Annotated in this window: 10 protein-coding genes; 7 read left to right on the forward strand and 3 right to left on the reverse strand. The window is 66.5% G+C overall.

Going from position 1 to position 18698, the window contains the following annotated elements; translation table 11 throughout:
- Window positions 1–109 precede the first annotated feature (109 nt).
- Together LRC39_RS12520 and LRC39_RS12525 are read left to right on the forward strand one after the other, a co-directional pair.
- Window positions 110–667, forward strand: a complete 558-nt coding sequence (locus tag LRC39_RS12520; RefSeq protein WP_346297504.1) for a biotin transporter BioY — start codon at window positions 110–112, stop codon at window positions 665–667.
- Between the two features lie 98 nt (window positions 668–765).
- Window positions 766–2103 (forward strand): dicarboxylate/amino acid:cation symporter, encoded by a 1338-nt coding sequence (locus tag LRC39_RS12525; RefSeq protein ID WP_107346578.1) that lies wholly within the window; start codon window positions 766–768, stop codon window positions 2101–2103.
- Between the two features lie 383 nt (window positions 2104–2486).
- On the opposite strand, the gene LRC39_RS12530 is transcribed toward LRC39_RS12525, so the two are convergent.
- Entirely contained in the window at window positions 2487–5657 is a 3171-nt protein-coding gene (locus LRC39_RS12530; protein ID WP_346294535.1) for an Rne/Rng family ribonuclease, read from the reverse strand.
- A 700-nt stretch (window positions 5658–6357) separates the two neighbouring features.
- Between LRC39_RS12530 and LRC39_RS12535 the strand changes: the two genes are divergently transcribed.
- The 4 genes from LRC39_RS12535 to LRC39_RS12550 all read left to right on the forward strand — a co-directional run bounded on the left by LRC39_RS12535 (window position 6358) and on the right by LRC39_RS12550 (window position 12533).
- Window positions 6358–7668: an N-acetylmuramoyl-L-alanine amidase gene (locus tag LRC39_RS12535; RefSeq protein WP_346297505.1), complete on the forward strand. Its 1311-nt coding sequence runs from the start codon at window positions 6358–6360 to the stop codon at window positions 7666–7668.
- A gap of 220 nt (window positions 7669–7888) precedes the next feature.
- Window positions 7889–10387, forward strand: a complete 2499-nt coding sequence (locus LRC39_RS12540) for a penicillin-binding protein 1A (protein ID WP_107344387.1) — start codon at window positions 7889–7891, stop codon at window positions 10385–10387.
- A 118-nt stretch (window positions 10388–10505) separates the two neighbouring features.
- Window positions 10506–11637 (forward strand): peptide chain release factor 2 gene (gene prfB, locus LRC39_RS12545; RefSeq protein ID WP_107344388.1). Its coding sequence is split into 2 segments (ribosomal slippage): window positions 10506–10574 and window positions 10576–11637, totalling 1131 coding nucleotides; the frame shifts between segments, so codons are not numbered across the junction.
- Between the two features lie 2 nt (window positions 11638–11639).
- Complete coding sequence (locus tag LRC39_RS12550) at window positions 11640–12533, forward strand: NAD(P)-dependent oxidoreductase (RefSeq protein WP_346294536.1); 894 nt, start codon at window positions 11640–11642, stop codon at window positions 12531–12533.
- A gap of 58 nt (window positions 12534–12591) precedes the next feature.
- On the opposite strand, the gene LRC39_RS12555 is transcribed toward LRC39_RS12550, so the two are convergent.
- Both LRC39_RS12555 and LRC39_RS12560 read right to left on the reverse strand, forming a co-directional pair.
- Window positions 12592–13956: a M23 family metallopeptidase gene (locus tag LRC39_RS12555; RefSeq protein ID WP_346294537.1), complete on the reverse strand. Its 1365-nt coding sequence runs from the start codon at window positions 13954–13956 to the stop codon at window positions 12592–12594.
- Window positions 13957–14049: 93 nt separating this feature from the next.
- Window positions 14050–14742, reverse strand: a complete 693-nt coding sequence (locus tag LRC39_RS12560) for a peroxiredoxin (protein ID WP_346294538.1) — start codon at window positions 14740–14742, stop codon at window positions 14050–14052.
- 194 nt (window positions 14743–14936) lie between these two features.
- On the opposite strand from LRC39_RS12560, the gene LRC39_RS12565 reads away from it, so the two are divergent.
- Window positions 14937–18665 carry a DUF3971 domain-containing protein gene (locus LRC39_RS12565; protein WP_346294539.1) on the forward strand — a complete coding sequence of 1243 codons (3729 nt, stop codon included), beginning with the start codon at window positions 14937–14939 and terminating at the stop codon, window positions 18663–18665.
- The last annotated feature ends 33 nt before the right edge of the window (window positions 18666–18698 follow it).

Consider the following 18698-nt stretch of genomic DNA (forward strand, 5'->3'; position numbering starts at 1 on the left):
ATTTCGTCGCTATAGGCTCCCGCGACTAATTCCTCTCGGGAGAATTCCCTTGCCGCTCGGTTCGTCCGCGCCGCCCAGGATCGGCGGCCACACCGCGCTCGCAGCCGATTTGTGGCCGCGGCGCACGGACGGATTCTCCGCCTGGTTGCGGATCACGGTTTTGATCGCGTTCGGCTCCGTGCTGCTGGCACTGTCCGCCAAGGTCAACCTTCCGCTGCCGCTGGTTCCGATGACGCTGCAGACGCTGGTTGTGGTGCTGATCGGCGCCGCCTATGGCGCGCGGCTCGGCGCCGCGACCGTGCTTGCCTATCTCGTCGAAGGCGCCGCCGGCCTGCCGGTGTTTGCCGGACCGGTCGGCGGGCTGGCGCCGCTGCTCGGCCCGACCGCAGGCTATCTGGCCGGCTTCATGGTCGCCGCCGTCCTGGTCGGCTGGTGCGCCGAACGCGGATTCGACCGCTCGGTGGCCAAGCTGTTCGCCGCAATGCTCGCCGGCCACCTCGCCATTCTGACGCTCGGCTTCGCCTGGCTCGCCTTCGGTCTCGATCTCGGCCTCACCAAGGCGTGGTGGGTTGGGGTGGTTCCGTTCCTCGCCGGCTCGCTGGTCAAGTCCGCCCTCGGTGCGGCCTTGCTGCCCGCGGTGCGCCGCATCGTCGACCGCCAACGCTGACGGTTCGTTCTTCAATCGACTAGGTCGACCGGGACTGCCTGCGGTCGGCCAGCAACGTCTTTTCGTTCGACAGGCATCAAGCGAGTGGAGTGATCGCCATGTCGGCAACGACCCATATCGATGCACCAGCACTGCCGCAACGCGGCAAGTCGAAGCCCTTCTACAAGGTGCTTTACGTCCAGGTGCTGTTCGCGATCGTGGTCGGCGTGCTGGTCGGCTGGCTGTCGCCGCACCTTGCCACCAACGAATGGATCAAGGCGCTCGGCGACGGCTTCGTCAAGCTGATCAAGATGGTGATCGCACCGATCATCTTCTGCACCGTGGTATCGGGCATCGCCCATATCCAGGACGCCCGCAAGGTCGGCCGCGTCGGCGTCAAGGCGCTGTTGTATTTCGAAGTGGTGTCGTCCTTCGCGCTGCTGCTCGGCCTGATCGTCGGCAACATCTTCCAGGTCGGGCACGGTCTCGCTGCCAAACCGGACGCCGGTGCGGTGGCGAAATACGTCGATCAGGCCAGCCATCTGAAGGCGGTCGACTTCGTGCTGCACATCATCCCGGACAGCGTGGTCGGCGCCTTCGCGCAGGGCGACATCCTGCAGGTGCTGCTGTTTGCGGTGCTGTTCGGCTTCTCGCTGATGGCGCTGGGCGAGCGCGGCCATCGGCTGCGCGACGTGATCGACGATGCCGCGCACGCGGTGTTCGGCGTCATCGCCATCGTGATGAAGGCGGCGCCGATCGGTGCGTTCGGCGCGATGGCCTTCACCATCGGCAAATACGGCCCGGCCGCGCTCAGCAACCTGCTCGGGCTGGTGCTGCTGTTCTATGCCACTGCCGCGCTGTTCGTGGTGCTGGTGCTCGGACTGATTGCGCGGTTCGTCGGATTCAACATCTTCAAGTTCATCGCCTACATCAAGGACGAGCTCTTGATCGTGCTCGGCACCTCGTCGTCGGAAAGCGCGCTGCCGCAGCTGATGGAGAAGCTGGAGCGGCTCGGCTGTTCGAAGTCGGTGGTGGGCCTCGTGGTTCCGACCGGCTATTCGTTCAACCTCGACGGCACCAATATCTACATGACGCTGGCGACGCTGTTCATCGCCCAGGCGCTCGGCATCGAACTGACCTTCAGCCACCAGGTCGCGATCCTGTTGGTGGCGATGCTGACCTCGAAGGGCGCCAGCGGCGTCACCGGCGCCGGCTTCGTGACGCTCGCGGGCACGCTCGCCGCGGTCAATCCGGCGCTGCTGCCGGGGATGGCGATCGTGTTCTCGATCGACAAGTTCATGAGCGAAGTCCGCGCGCTGACCAACATCACCGGCAACGGTGTTGCGGCGGTGTTCGTGTCGTGGTGGGAAGGCGAACTCGACCACGACCGCCTGCACGCCAATCTCAACCGCACCATCGATCCGTCCGACGTCGAGACCGCCGTCACCACCGGCTGACGACTTCGAACCAACGATTGCAACGACTAGACTAAGTCGGTGCCCGCGCTTGTCGCGGGCATCTGCGTTTTGAGGGGCTTGTTAGTCCGAGAATGCGGCCCGTGAGCTGCAGAGAATTCGCGGCCTCTTAAGACGATGGCTGATTGGTCACTTACTTCGTCATGGCCGGGCTCGTCCCGGCCATCCACGTCTTTCTCGCAACTTCGGCTTCAAGGCGTGGATACCCGGGACGAGCCCGGGCATGACGAGTGGTGCGTCAGGGCTGATCAAACTGATGCCGCGCAGCGGAACGCTGATCCCACCACCAATGCCTGACCAATGCCTGAAACGAAAATGCCCGCGGCGTGCGCGGGCATTTTGGAAGCTGTTATCTTGATGGCGGCTTAATTGCCGCCGCCGAACCGGCGGGACCACCAGCCGACCCGGCGCGGGGCGGTGGAGGAGGGCTCCTGCGCGGGCTGCTCGGCTGCTTGCGTTGCTGCCTCGGCGGCCGGGGCTTCTGTCGTAGGCGCGGCTGCTACGGGCTGCTCGGCCTCAGTGGTCGGCTCGGGCCGCACGTCGGCCGCGGCTTCCGTCGTCGTGTCGGAGGCGGCCTGTGCGCCGAAGCTCACCTTTTCGCGAACCGTGGAGCGGCGACGCGCAGCCTTCTTCGCGGCGCTGTCGTCTTCGGCGGATGCGTCGCCGCTGTCGAGTGCGGCGGCTGCTGCTGCCGTGTGCTGCGGTTCGGACGGCGCAGTGTCCTGCGGCGCGGCGTGATGCCGCTGTTCGGTCTCGGCTGCCGGTTCGAAGCTCGGCTGCACCGACGGGCTGCCGCCGTCGAAGTCGGCGACCGCATCGGCGGATTCGGCTTCGTCGGTTGCGTTTAGTTCGTCGCTGATCGAGCCGACCACGCCTGCCTCTGTCTCAGTGCCATCCGCAGTGCCACGGCGGCGGCGGCCACCACGACGACCGCGGCGGCGCGGACGGCGTTCGCCGTTCTCGCCCTGGTCGGCGCGGACTTCGGTCTCGCCGTCGTCTTCGCCGGCCTCGTCGCCTTCGTCAGCTTCGCCGACCTGTTCGACACCTTCGGTCACGAACGGTTGCTCGCCGTCTTCGCCCACTGCACCGGCCTCGGCGGCGTCACGCGGCTCGCCCGACCGCCGACGACGGCGGCGCCGACGACGCTTGCGGCCTTCGCCTTCGCTCTCGCCGGCTTCGCTGCCCTGATCCTCGGCGAGGCCGACGGTCTCGTCGGTCTCGATCTCGGCTTCGAAATCGTAGCCGTCGTCATCCTCGGGCTCGTCGAGCGGCGCCGGGGAGGCGGCGATCTGCGCCGCGAGCAGCGCCTTGGCGGTCTCCAGCGTGTGGACCTGTTCGCCGCGGTCGATCACGAACGACTGTTGGCCGCTGACGGTCGGATCCGCCAGTACCGACAGCGACACCCGGAAGCCGGTCTCGAGGTCGCGCAGATGGCCGCGCTTGTGGTTGAGCACGTACAGCGCCACGTCGGTGCGGGTGCGCACGATCAGATTGTGCGTGGCGCCCTTCATCAGCACTTCTTCGAGGCCGCGCAGCAGCTGCAGCGCAACCGAGGACACCGAGCGGACGTGGCCCGAGCCGCCGCAATGCGGGCAGGGCTCGGTCGAGCTTTCCAGCACGCTGGCGCGGATACGCTGGCGCGACATTTCGAGCAGGCCGAAATGCGAAATGCGGCCGACCTGGATGCGGGCGCGGTCCTGCCGCAGGCAGTCGCTGAGCTTGCGCTCGACTGCGCGGTTGTTGCGCTTCTCGTCCATGTCGATGAAGTCGATGACGATCAGGCCGGCGAGGTCGCGCAGCCGGAGCTGCCGGGCGACTTCTTCGGCGGCCTCCATGTTGGTCTTGAGCGCGGTGTCCTCGATGTGGTGCTCGCGGGTCGAGCGACCCGAGTTGACGTCGATCGAGACCAGCGCTTCGGTCTGGTTGATGACGATGTAGCCGCCGGAGCGAAGCTGCACGGTCGGCGAGAACATCGCGTCGAGCTGGCTCTCGACGCCCATCCGCGAGAACAGCGGCTGGCCGTCGCGATACAGCTTCACCGCGCGGACCTGCGACGGCATCAGCATGTGCATGAAGTCGCGGGCTTCGCGATAGCCGGCTTCGCCGGCCACCAGCACTTCATCGATCTCCTTGTTGTAGAGATCGCGCAGCGAGCGCTTGATCAGCGAGCCTTCTTCATAGACCAGCTTCGGCGCCTGCGAGTTCAGCGTGACGTCGCGCACCGTCTCCCACATCCGGATCAGGTATTCGAAGTCGCGCTTGATCTCGGGCTTGGTCCGTGAGGCGCCGGCGGTGCGCAGGATCACGCCCATGCCTTCCGGCACGTCGAGGTCCTGCACCACTTCCTTCAGCCGCGAACGATCCTGGGCCGAGGTGATCTTGCGGCTGATGCCGCCGCCGCGGGCGGTGTTCGGCATCAAGACGGCGTAGCGGCCGGCGAGCGACAGGTAGGTGGTGAGCGCCGCACCCTTGTTGCCGCGCTCTTCCTTGACGACCTGCACCAGCATCACCTGGCGGCGCTTGATGACTTCCTGGATCTTGTACTGCCGACGCGGACGGAAGGCGCGTTCCGGCACTTCCTCGAGCACGTCGTCACCGCCGACGGACTCGACGACGTCCTCTTCGGCTTCCTCTTCGTCGTCCTCTTCCTCGTCATCCTCGGCTTCCGCCTCGGAGTCGGTTTCGACCTCGTGCTCGGCTTGCACGTGATCATCGTGCGCCTCGTGGAGGTCGTCGGCCTCGTGGTGATCGTCGATCGGGAACGGCGCGTCTTCGGCGTAGCCGGCGCCTTCCTCGGCGTGGTCGTCGTCGTGCGCGTGGGTCTCGTCGTGCGACGCCGCGGCCTGCGGGGCTTCGACCGGCGCGGGAGCTTCGGCAACCGCCGGCTGCTCGTTCGCGACGGGCTCGGCTGCTGCGCTCACCTCAGGCTCGGACGGAGCGGGGGCTTCGGACGGCGCGGCTTCAACGTGGGGGGGCTCGTGATCGGCGGAGGCGTGCGCGGCGTTGTGCTGCTCGGCGGTCTCTCCCTCCGGCAGCTCGTGCATCAGGCGCTCGCCCTCGGCGTGTGCCTCGACCTCGTGCGCCTCGTGATGGTCGGCAGCCTCGTGCGGCTGCTCGGCCGCAACGTCGGCAACGGTTTCGACAATCTCGCTCTGCACCCGTTCGCCGTTGTTGCGGCGGCGATGGCTGCGATGCCGCGACCGGCGGCGGCTGGAGCGCTGCTCGCTTTCTTCTTCGGCTTCGCGGTGGGCGCGTTCGTCGGCTTCGATCAGAGCCTGCCGGTCGGCGACCGGGATTTGATAATAGTCGGGATGGATTTCGCTGAAGGCGAGGAAGCCGTGGCGATTGCCGCCATATTCGATGAAGGCGGCTTGCAGCGAGGGTTCGACCCGGGTGACTTTTGCGAGATAGATGTTGCCGCGGAGTTGTTTGCGCTGGGCGGTTTCGAAATCAAACTCTTCGACGCGGTTGCCACGGACCACGACCACCCGGGTCTCTTCCGGGTGGGTGGCGTCGATCAGCATCTTGTTGGCCATTTTTCAACTCATGTCGGCGAAGCGCGCGCGAAACGGCTCGCGCAAGCAGCGCGGCCGGCAGACGCGACGGTCCACCTGATTCGGGGGTGAGGGGAAGGCCGAAACGCATCGCGGTGTGCCGTGCCGGTCGGAGACCCGAGGCGACGCGCAAAGCGAAGCCAGAGCTTCGCGGCGGCGCGGCCTTTGCGTGGGTCGGTTTCGGCATCGCAGTCTGGCGCATTAAGCGTCGGCCCGTCTGAACAGGTGGCGGCTCGATCGGCCGCCGTGTCGTTTCGCTGATGGGCCGGCTCCGCGCCGAGGCGCTAAGCCGGAGTAGGGCATCCGGCAGGTGTGCCGAATGTGGCCGGTCATGAAGTGTTGAACCGTCCCTGGTACAAGAGAAGGCCCGGGGACGGACGCCGTTCGGGCTGGGCCGGCACTCCTTGACCTGCCGCGCGCTGCGCTGGCTCGGAGGGGCCGGCAAAACGCAAAATCCGCCGGGTTTGGGATCGGGGACTTAGCGCTGCACCGAGTGGCTGAACGCGACACAACCGGTAGTATAGACCGTCAGCAGTAAATACATACGTGGATTGGGTGGCGGTTGCAAGGTGAGCGTCACGGCCCGGCAACACTCCGCAGGTTTCATCCCGAGCCACTTAAGGTCCGATTAACCGTGCAGTTCTATTGCGGTAGAACGACTTCCGGGAGGGTTGGGATTCGTTTGGCACGCCGCGCAAATCATTTTGTTTTGTACTGTGCAATCGGTGCGTGCGCTGCAGCATTGTCGTGGCTGACGCCCTGTATGCTGACGGCCGCTTCCGCCGAGACCGCTGCCCCCGCCGCCGCTCCCGTTCCGACCTCTTTTCCGATCGCATCTGACGCCCGCATCGCCGGTGATGACCACCAGACCCGCCTGATTGTCGATCTGGACGGAAAGGTGCCGCTTCGCGCATTCGCGCTGGCCGACCCGTATCGCGTCGTCATCGACCTGCCGCAGATCAATTTCCGGCTGCCGAAGGGCACCGGCGAGAGCGGGCGCGGCCTGATCAAGGCGTTTCGCTACGGTCTCGTCATGCCGGGCGGCTCGCGAATCGTGCTCGATCTCACCGGGCCGGCCAAGATCGCCAAGGCCGAGATTCTCGATCCCGCCAACGGTCAACCCGGCCGGATGGTGATCGATCTGGAGTCGATCGACCGTGCCGCCTTCATGCAGGCGCTGCAGACCGCCGAGAATGTCGCCGAATTGCGCCCGACGGTGGCCGGCACCGAGACCACCGCGACGGTGTCGCGGAGTGTGCCGCTGCCGAAGGTCGAGACCGACGATCCGCGCCCGGTGGTGGTGATCGATCCCGGCCACGGCGGTATCGACAATGGCACCCAATCCGCCGACGGCGTCGCCGAGAAGACCATCGTGCTCGATTTCGCCGTGGCGCTGCGTGACCGGCTGGCGCAGCAGGGGAAATTCCGCGTGGTGCTGACCCGCGCCGACGACACCTTCATCCCGCTCGGCGACCGGGTGAAGATCGCCCGCGAGCAGTCCGCTGCGCTGTTCGTCTCGATCCACGCCGACGCGCTGCCGCGTAAGGAGGGCGACGCCCAGGGCGCCACCATTTACACGCTGTCCGACAAGGCGTCCGACGCCGAAGCGCAGCGGCTGGCGGACGCCGAAAACAAGGCGGATGCGATCGGCGGCGTCAATCTCACCGAAGAGCCGACCGAGGTCGCCGATATCCTGATCGACCTGGCTCAGCGCGAGACCAAGGCGTTTTCCAACCGATTCGCCCAGCAGCTGATGAAGGACATGAAGGCGACCACGCGGATGCATAAGCGGCCGATGAAGTCGGCCGGCTTCCGGGTGCTGAAAGCCCCCGATGTACCTTCGGTGCTGATCGAGCTCGGCTACGTCTCCAACAAGGCCGATCTGCAGTACCTGCTGTCCGAACAGTGGCGCAGCAAGACCGTTGGCGCGGTCGCCCAGGCGATCGATTCGTTCCTGAGCAAGCGCCTGGTGACCGCCGGCCCGCCGGGCTGAGGCCGCCTCAAGCGGTGCGGGGACAGGCCTGGCCGGGCCCTAGTTTGGCCACAGCGTAAGCTCTATAAGAAGTTCGATAAGACAGGCTGCCCGGTTCGCGAGGCGATTGCAGTTCGGGCCTCGCCCGGTGGCGCAAACCGCCCGGGTTGCGAACGGTGGCATTCTCGGTCAAGGGACATCCGCCGCGAGGCGCGGCCCTGGATGGAAACGGAACTTTTTGATGCGCTTTCTGCTGCGTTTCTTCGGCTTCCTGTTCGCGGCCGGAACGATCGTGTTCCTGGTCGGCGTCGCAGCCGTCGCCGGGCTGATCTGGCACTTCTCCAAGGACCTGCCGGACTACTCGCAGCTGCAGGACTACGAGCCGCCGGTGATGACGCGAATCCACGCGTCCGACGGATCGCTGCTCGCCGAATACGCCAAGGAGCGCCGGCTGTACCTGCCGATCCAGGCGGTGCCGAAGCTGGTCATCAACGCGTTCCTCGCCGCCGAAGACAAGAATTTCTACGAGCACGGCGGCATCGACTATCAGGGCATGGCGCGTGCCGCGCTGCTCTACGCGCAGAACATCGGCACCAACCGCCGGCCGCAGGGCGCCTCCACCATCACCCAGCAGGTCGCCAAGAACTTCCTTCTGACCAACGAGGTGTCGTTCACCCGTAAGATCAAGGAAGCCTTGCTGGCGATGCGGATCGAGCGCGCCTATTCCAAGGACAAGATCCTCGAGCTGTATCTGAACGAAATCTATCTCGGCCTCGGCGCCTACGGCATCGCCGCGGCGTCGCTGGTCTACTTCGACAAATCGGTCAACGAACTGACGGTCGCGGAAGCCTCGTATCTGGCGGCGTTGCCGAAGGCGCCCGCCGCGCTGCACCCGATCCGCAACCACGACCGCGCCGTCGAGCGCCGCAATTACGTGATCGACCGCCTGGTCGAGAACGGCTGGATCAGCCAGGCCGATGCCGACAAGGCGCGCAAGTCGCCGCTCACCGTCACCAATCGTGGCAACGCCGCGCACACCTTCGCGGGCGAATACTTCGCCGAGGAAGTCCGCCGCGACATCTTCGAGCGCTACGGCGAGAAGAAGCTGTACGAGGGCGGCCTGTCGGTGCGCACCACGCTCGATCCGAAGCTGCAGATCGAAGCGCGCAAGACCATGGTCGCGGGCCTCGTCCGGTTCGATGAAGCGCGCGGTTGGCGCGGGCCGGTCACCAAGCTCGAGACCGCTGGCGACTGGGGCGTCAAGCTTGCCGACGTGAAAGCGCTGGCCGACATCACGCCGTGGCGGATGGCGGTGGTGCTGGAGACCTCGGACCAGTCGGCGCGGATCGGCTTCCAGCCCGGCCGCGAACTCGGCGGTGCGATCTCCAAGCAGCGCGAAACCGGTCTCGTCACCCTCGAAGGCGTCAAGTGGGCCAAGCCGGCCGCCGGCCCGTCGCGCGGCAAGACCCCGCGCACAGTGTCGGAAGTGCTGTCGCCGGGCGAAGTGATTTATGTCGACCCGCTGCTCGACAAGGACGGCAAGGCCATTGAGGGACAGTACCGGCTGCGGCAGCTGCCGGAAGTCTCCGGCGCGATGGTGGCGATGGACCCGTCCACTGGCCGCGTGCTGGCGATGGTCGGCGGCTTCTCGTTCGACCAGAGCCAATTCAACCGCGCCACCCAGGCGTATCGGCAGCCGGGTTCGTCGTTCAAGCCGCTGGTGTACTCGGCCGCGATGGACAATGGCTACACCCCGTCGACGGTAGTGATCGACGCTCCGATCGAAATCGACCAGGGGCAGGGCGTCGGCGTGTGGCGTCCTGAGAACTACTCGACCGGCAAGTATTACGGCCCGACCACGCTGCGCAACGCGCTGCAGCGCTCGCTCAACACCGTAACGGTGCGGCTGGCGCAGGACATCGGCATGCCGCTGATCGGCGAATACGCCAAGCGGTTCGGCGTCTATGACGACCTGCCGAACTATCTATCGTATGCGCTCGGCGCCGGTGAAACCACGGTGATGCGGATGGTCACCGCCTATTCGATGTTCGCCAATGGCGGACGGCGGGTGAAGGCAACGCTGATCGACCGCATCCAGGACCGCTACGGCCACACCATCTTCAAGCACGATCAGCGCGAATGCCGCGGCTGCGAAGCGCCCAATGGCTGGAAGAACCAGCCCGAGCCGCAGCTCGTCGACCGCCGCGAGCAGGTGCTCGATCCGATGACCGCCTATCAGATCACGTCGATGATGGAAGGCGTGGTTCAGGCCGGTACCGCGACCGTGCTGCGCGAAGTCGGCAAGCCGATCGCCGGCAAGACCGGCACCACCAACGACGAGAAGGACGCCTGGTTCATCGGCTTCTCGCCCGACCTCGTCTGCGGCGTCTATATCGGCTACGACAAGCCGCGCAATCTCGGCCGCGGCGCGACCGGCGGCCATCTCGCGGCGCCGATCGCCAAGGACTTCTTCAAGCTCGCGCTCGCCGAGAAGCCGGCGGTGCCGTTCCGCGTGCCGGCCGGCATCAAGCTGGTCCGCGTCGATGCCAAGAGCGGCATGCGTGCCGGCCCGGGCGACGGCCGCACCATCCTCGAGGCGTTCAAGCCGGGCACCGCGCCGCCGGACAATTACGCGGTGATCGGCGTCGCCGACGCCGACGCGCGCCAGCAGCAGCAACAGCAGATGGCGCCGCCGGACGATCGCGGCTTCATGCGGCCGGGCACCGGCGGGCTGTACTAGCCCCACGGCCAATCGCCGCGCGGTTGATCGCGGCGATTGCGCTTTGCCGCCGCGACCGCTAAATCGCCTTCATAATCGATGCGGCCACGAGGGCCGCATCTCCGCCATCAGAGTTTCCATGCGCGCAGAAATCGAACGCCTCGTCGAAGAGATCAAGCAGTCAGTCGGGCTGCTGAGGAGGCATCTTTGACGTCGATCAGTCGACCGTCCGCCTCGCGGAGCTGAACAAGCTCGCCGAGGATCCCGACCTCTGGAACGATCCGCAGAAGGCCCAAAAGCTGATGCAGGAGCGCACCTCGCTGGAGGATTCGCTCACCGGCATCGGCAAGGTCGAGCGTGAGCTGACCGACAATATCGAGATGATCGAACTCGGCGAGGCGGAGGGCGACGAAGGTATCGTCAAGGAAGCCGAGGACGCGCTCAAGGCACTGAAGAAGGAAGTGGCGCGCCGCGAGCTGGAAGCGCTGCTGTCCGGCGAAGCCGACCGCTTCGACACCTATCTCGAAGTCCACGCCGGCGCCGGCGGCACCGAGAGCCAGGACTGGGCCTCGATGCTGCTGCGAATGTATGTCCGCTGGGCGGAGAAGCACGGCTTCAAGATCGAGTATCTCGAAGAGTCCGAGGGCGAAGAGGCGGGAATCAAGTCGGCGACGATTCAGATCTCCGGCCACAACGCCTATGGCTGGCTGAAGACCGAAGCGGGCGTGCATCGCCTGGTGCGGATCTCGCCGTTCGACTCCAACGCCCGCCGGCACACCTCGTTCTCGAGCGTGCAGATCTTCCCGGTGATCGACGACAGCATCAAGATCGACATCAAGGAAAGCGACGTCCGCACCGACACCATGCGGTCGGGCGGCGCTGGTGGTCAGCACGTCAACAAGACCGAATCCGCGGTGCGCCTGACGCACATCCCGACCGGCGTCGCGGTGGTCTGTCAGGCCGGTCGGTCGCAGCACAAGAACCGCGCCCAGGCTTGGGACATGCTGCGCGCGCGGCTGTACGAGATCGAGCTGAAGAAGCGCGAAGAGCAGGCCGCCGCCGATCAGGCCGCCAAGACTGATATCGGCTGGGGCCACCAGATCCGCTCTTACGTGCTGCAACCGTATCAGATGGTGAAGGATCTGCGCACCGGCGTGCAGACCTCCGACACCGCCGGCGTGCTTGACGGCGACCTCGACGAGTTCATGGCCGCCACCCTGGCCCAGCGCGCCTTCGGCGGCGGACCGGGCGCGATCGAGGACGTCGACTAAGCGTGGGCGAGGGCGCTCGCGCGAGGGTTGGCTTCATCGGCCTCGGCAAGATGGGCCACGGCATGGCCGGCCGGCTGCTCGACGCCGGCTTCGACGTCGCGGTGTGGAATCGCAGCAGGGCTAAGGCGGACGACCTGATCCGCCGCGGCGCGCGATGGGCCGATAGCCCCGCCGAAGCGGCGCGCGATGCGCGCGCCATCCTGACAATGGTCGCCGACGATGCCGCCTCGCAGACTGTGTGGCTTGGCCCCGAGGGCGCGGCAACGACCGCCCCGGCCGGTGCGCTGGCGATCGAATGCTCGACGGTGTCGCACCAGCATGCCCTCGACATGGCCGCTGCGCTCCGCGCGCGAGGGCTGGTCTATATCGATTGTCCGGTGACCGGGCTTCCCGATGCCGCAGCACGCGGCGAGCTGACATTGCTAATTGGCGCTGAGCCGGCCGACCTCGATCAGGCCCGGCCGTTTCTCACGCCGCTGAGCCAGACGATCCGCCATTTCGGCGCGGTCGGCGCCGGCACGGTCTACAAGCTGATCAACAATCTGATGGGCGCGATCCAGATCGCCGGGATCGCCGAAGGCATCGCCATCGCCGAACAGGCCGGTCTCGACATGGTGCTGGTGCGCGAGGCGCTCCTCGGCAGCGTGGTGGCAAGTCCGCAGGTGCTGCGTCACGCGCCCCGCATGATCGCCCGCGACTTCAGCAACGCCACCTTCACGGCCGCGCTGCGGCACAAGGATGCGGTGTATGCGGTGCAGCTCGCCGAGGCGCTGCAACTGGAGCTGCCGCTGTCGCGTGCAGCAGTGGCAAGTTACGCGCGTGCGACCGATGCGGCGCCGGACGACGATGAGGGCAAAATCGTCGAAGTGATTTCGAAACCGCATCCGCGCGATTAGTCGGCCACACGGCGCCTTGATAGGTGACCCCTTCGCCGCGGGGGCGGAGCGAACGATGCTAACCCGCGCCCGCCAGCCGCACGCCGGCGCGGAGGAATTTCTGCGGGTCGACGGCTTCGCCATCGATGCGGGTTTCGTAGTGCAGATGCGGGCCGGTGGAGCGGCCGGTCGAGCCGACTTCGCCGATCACCTGGCCGATCTGAACGCTCTGGCCCACCTTGGTGATGATCTTCGACAGGTGGCCGTAGCGGGTCGACAGGCCGTTGCCGTGATCGATCTCGACCATCTGGCCGTAGCCGCCCTGCCATCCGGCATTCACCACCTTGCCGACCGCGGTGGCGCGGACCGGATCGCCGCTGGAGGCGCGGAAGTCGAGCCCGGTGTGCATCGCCGGACGGCCCAGGAACGGATCGGAGCGGACGCCGAAGCCCGAGGAGAATTCGACTTCGCCGAGCACCGGCTTGCGATACGGCACCAGGGCGAGAGCGCGGTTGAGGCGTTCGAACTGCGAGCGGCTGATGTAGATCCGATACAGCTGACGGTCGAACGCGCTGGCGTTGGCGCCCGGCTGCTTCACCGGCACGAACGGACCGCCGACGGCAGCGCGCGGCGCGGCAGCTTCGATGCCCCGGGCGTCGAGGCCAAGATCGGTCAGCACGCCGCGCATCCGGCGCGCACGCGACTCGAAGCTCTCTTCGACCGCGCCGAGCGAGGCGACCTGTCGCCGCTCAACCTGATCGAGCGAGGTCTGCAGCCGCATCAAAACGCTCTCGACCCCCTGGCTCTTGGCGTACTGCGTCGGCGCTTGCTCAAGCGCGGACGGCGAGGTGCGCGACTCCAGCCGCGCCTCGCGGTCGGGCGGCGCGACGAAGATCACCGTGTCGTTGATCGGCGACGGCTTCGGCCGACTATTAGTCTCGGCTTCGAATGACGGCGTGCGGGTCGGCTTGATGCTGCCGGTGACGCCGACGTCGGGCAGGGCGCTGAGGGCGCCGGCCCGCGACTCCAGCAGCGACTGCCGCCGCATGATCTGTTCGAGCTTCTGATCGAACTGCTCCTGGTCGAGCAGCTGCCGGCTGGTGGTGCGATCGACCTTGGCGCGCAGCTCGGCGATGCGATCCTCATAGGCGTATTGCATCTCGGCCTGGCGGGCGATCAGCCGCGTCAGCACGTCGTCGCGGAATGTGAAGTACGTGGCGGTCGCCGCGCTCCAGCAGCCAAGCAGCACGACGCTGCCAACCGCGATCCAGAACAGCACCGGCCCGATCCGCACCTGACGGCCGGCATGCGCAATCGTGTAGCTGTTACCAGCCGGCGCCGGCCGCTGAGGCGGACGCACCTGGCGCGGTGCCGCCGGGCGAGGGGCTTGTTGGTGGGAGTGGGGGTGAATTGCTGCGGATGGGTGGCCGGAACGGTACGACATCGGAACTCCCGCGCCGAACGGAAACTCGTCACGGTTCCGCTCGAGGCGCGGTGCGATTTGACCCCTGCATGGTTAATTTTCAGAAAATGAAAACTATAGAGATTGCGCTGCAGCGAGCACCTGATCGGCGTGGCCGTCGACCTTCACGTTGCGCCACACCCGCGCGACGCGGCCATCGGCACCAATCAAAACCGTGCTGCGAATAATCCCTTCGAACTTCCTGCTGTACAACGATTTCTCGCCCCAAGCGCCATACGCTTCGAGCATCGCATGGGTGGGATCGGACAGCAGCGGCGTTGCCAGCTGATGTTTGTCGCGGAACGAGTCCTGCGCTTTCACCGAGTCGGCCGAGACGCCCAGCACGGCCGTGCCGCAGGCTTTGAAATCGGCGGCGAGGCGGGTGAAGTCGATCGCCTCACGGGTGCAGCCAGGGGTGTTGGCCTTCGGATAGAAGAACAGCACCAGCTTCTGGCCGGCAAAGTCGGCGCGGGAGATCTCGCCGCCGCCATCGCGTGGCAGCCTGAAGTCCGGCGCGACGCTGCCCTCGGCGGGGCCGGCTGGCTTGGTTGCTGGGGATTTGGCTGCGGACTTGGCGTTAGCCTTCGGGGCCGTCGTCTTGGCAGCAGGGGTCTTGGCAGCGGGCAACTTGGCGGCCGCCTTCTTCGCCACGGCCGTGGTCTTTGCGGCGGACGGTTTCGCTGCAGCCTTCGTCGTCACCTTGGAGGTTTTCTTGGTGGCGGGCTTGGTAGCCGTCTTGGATGGTTTCTTGGGCGTCGGCTTGGGCATGCGCCTTCCTTTCGTCGCTTTCGAAGGGTCAAACATCGATTATCGCCTGGAAACGATGCGAGTTTGCCGCTGCTGGGCAAATCCGTCGACCTCGGGGTATGGTTGCAGGGATTCGGCGTACCGACCATCCCCGTTTGTTCAATGGGCCCGTTGGGCCGGTGGCGAGTTGAGGTTTCAAGCGAGGATTGGCAGCAATGCCGCCACAGGAGCGCATCCTGCGCGACGGCGCACACCCCTCCCGCGAAGAACCGGCTCCCGACGCGCGCGTGCAACGAGAGGCAATGGCCAAACATCCGACGCCGGACCAGTCCGACCCGCACGCTGGCCAAGACTCCAACGATCCCCATTGGCACGACGGCCATTGGGATCATGAGCACGAGGAAGATGCGCGGCACCGCGCCCGCAAATTGCTGAAGCGCCGCAACCTCGGTCTCGATCGTATCGACGACTGGCCGAGCCGCCGCGCGTCGGGATCTCCGTGGCTGAAGCGGACGCTGCTGACGCTCGCGGTGGTCGGCGCCGTGCTGATCGCGAGCTTCGCCGGCCTGTGGCTGCGGCTCGGCGTCGGCCCGATCAATCTCGACATGGTGACGCCGTGGCTGGCAGACGCGATCGAAGAGAACATCGGTCAGGGCAACACCGTTGAGATCGGCGGCACTCAGATCGAGCGGGCCGGCCGGATTCGGATCGCGGTGCGGATTCGCGACATCGTGGTGCGCGACCGCGATCACGTCGTGGTCGCCTCGGCGCCCAAAGCCGAGGTGCGGCTATCCGGCTGGGCGCTGATGACCGGCAGGCTGCGTGCCGAGAGCCTGCGACTGGTCGGCGCCGAACTGGCGATCCGGATTGATCCAGACGGGCAGGTGACGGTTTCGGCAGGCTCGACGGATCGGCCGCTGGCCACCGGCGTCGCGCCGAGCGGCCGTCCGGCTGAATTCAAGCTCCCGACCCAGCCGACCACTCCGGACGCGGGGGCGGCGGCGCCCGGTGCCGCGCCGCCGGCGGCCTCGACCACCACACCGCCGCCGGCGCCGGCAACCGACACGTCGGACACCATGAAGGGCGTGCTGGCCGGTCTGGAATGGCTCGACAGCCTGAGCCTGAGTGGGCTCGACGGTCAGAACCTCAATGAGATCGGCCTGAAGAACGGCAACCTCGTCGTCGACGACCAACAGCGCGGCAACCGTTGGACCTTCGAGAATATCTCGCTCAGCCTGCGCCGCCCGAGCACCGGCGGCGTCGCGCTCAGCGTCGGCGAGGAGGGCGGGCTCAAGGCGTGGTCGCTCCGCGTCCAGGTCGGCCCGGCGCATGATGGAGTCCGCTCGGTCGAACTCCACGCCAACCAAGTGCCGACCCGGACCTTGCTGCTGGCGCTGCGGCTGAAGAACCTGACCTACAGTGCCGACTTCCCGCTGACCGGCGACCTCAAGGGCGAAGTCGGCCGTGACGGCGTGCCGACCTATTTTCGCGGTAAGCTGACTGCCGGCGCCGGCACCGTGATCGATTCCGACACGCCCGACTATCCGATGGCGATCGACCAGATCGAAACCTCGTTCGAATGGGACGCCAATCGCCGCGTGCTGATCGCGCCGTTCAAGGTGCTGGCCGGCCCCAACCGGGTGACGCTGCTGGCATCCCTCGAGCCGCCGAACGGCAGCGTCAACGACTGGCGGCTCGGCCTGTCCGGCGGCACCATCGTTCTGCCGGGGGCGCAGAACGAAAGCCCGCTGATCTTCAATCGGATTGCGGTCCGGGTCCGTTTCGATAGCGCCAATCGCCGCGTGCTGCTGACCCAGGCTGACGTCAGCAATGGCGAGATCGGCGTCGCCGGCTCCGGCAGCATCGATTACTCCGGCGAGCCGCGGCTGACGCTCGGCCTTGCCGGCACCCCGATGTCGGTGTCGGCGCTGAAGCGGATGTGGCCGGTGCTGATCGTGCCGGAACTGCGCGAGTGGGTGAACGACAGGATCCTCGCCGGCTCGATCCAGACCATCGACATCGCGATCAATTCGCCGATGAAGAACCTGTCCCGCCGCGGTCCGCCGATCCCGGACGAAGGGCTGCTGGTCAACATTCTCGGCAATGGCGCGGCGATCCATCCGGTCGACGGCATGCCGGTCGTGAAGGATGCCGATATGCGGGTGCGGGTCACCGGCCGCACCGCAATGGTCGCGATCAATCAGGCCAATGCCGACACCGACGGCGGCCGCAAGGTGGCGCTGTCGGACATTCTGTTCGAGGTGCCAGATCTGGCGCCGAAGCCGGCGCCGGCTCGGATCAAGTTCAAGCTGGAGGGCCCGGTGCCCGCGGTCGCCGAGGTGCTGGCCTCCGGCCGGCTCAGTGACGCCGCGGCGCTACCGATCGATCCCAACACCAGCAAGGGCAACGTCTCGGCGCAGGTTGCGCTCGGCATGCCGATCCAGCGCGAGCTGACCAAGCAGGACACCAGCTACTCGATCAACGCTGACCTCAACGGCTTCTCCGCCGACAAGGTGGCGATGGGCCAGAAGCTCGAGGCCAATGCGCTGAAGGTGATCGCCAACAACCAGGGCTACCAGGTCAAGGGCGACGTCAAAATCAATGGTCAGGCGGCGTCGCTGGACTATCGCAAGCCGGTCGATGGCGACGCCGACGTCAAGCTGCAGGCGACGCTCGACGATGCCAGCCGCGCCCGGCTCGGTGTCGATCTCGGCAGCGGTCTCAGCGGTCCGCTTGGCGTCAAGTTGACCGGCAAGATCGGTGACAACGAACAGGATTCCAAGTTCGGCATCGAAGCCGATCTCACCCCGGTGAAGGTCGACAATCTGCTGCCGGGATGGAGCAAGCAGCCCGGCAAACCCGGCAAGGCGACCTTCAACGTCACGCGCAAGCCGCAATCGACCCGGCTCGATGATGTCACCATCGAAGGCGGCGGCACGCTGATCAAGGGCTCGCTCGAAGTCGACCCAGAAGGCGACCTGATCAACATCAACTTCCCGGTGTACTCGCCGTCCGAAGGCGACAAGGCGATGCTGAAGGCCGACCGCGGTCCCGACGGCGTCCTCAAGGCGGTGATGCGCGGTGACGTGTTCGACGGCCGCGGCTTCATTCGCTCCGCGCTGTCGGGCGGCTCCAGCGATGCCAAGGGCAAGAGCATCGATTTTGATCTCGACCTGAAGTTCGGCGCGGTCGCCGGCTTCTCCGGCGAGGCGCTGCGCAGCCTCGACGTCAAGACCACGCGCCGCAACGGCGCGATCCGCAGCTTCTCGATGAACGGCAAGCTCGGCCGCGACACCCCGATCACCGCCGATCTGCGTGGCCGCAATCAGGGCCGCGAAGTGATTTATCTCGAGACCAACGACGCCGGCGCGTTCTTCCGCTTCACCGACAGCTACTCGAAAATGTATGGCGGCCAGCTCTCGCTGGCGGTGGAGCCGCCTGGCGGCGAGCCGCGCGAGAAGGAAGGCCTGATCAACGTTCGCGACTTCACCGTGAAGGGCGAGGCTGCGCTCGACCGCGTCGCCGCCGGCGCGCCGGGCGGACCGCCGCAGGGGCTGGCGTTCTCGCGCCTGCGTGCCGAGTTCAGCCGGCAGAACGGCACGCTGACTATTCGCGACGGCGTGGTGAAGGGGCCGACGATCGGCGCCACCATCGAAGGCTCGATCGATTACAGCGCCAACCAGGTGCGTATGAGCGGCACCTTCGTGCCGATGTACGGGCTGAACAACATGTTCGGGCAGATCCCGATCGTCGGCCTGTTCCTGGGCGGCGGCAGCAACGAGGGGCTGATCGGCGTCACCTATGAGGTGGTCGGCACGCCGGGCAAACCGGTGCTGCGGGTCAACCCGATCTCGGCGATGGCACCGGGCGTGCTGCGTAAGATCTTCGAATTCAACACCGGCCGGCAAAATAACGGCGCCGATTTCCCGGCGCCGCCAAACTAATCAGATAACGACCTATCTCCGTCATTGAGAGTC

This window comes from Rhodopseudomonas sp. P1 (assembly GCF_039642825.1).
Lineage (GTDB): Bacteria > Pseudomonadota > Alphaproteobacteria > Rhizobiales > Xanthobacteraceae > Rhodopseudomonas > Rhodopseudomonas palustris_H.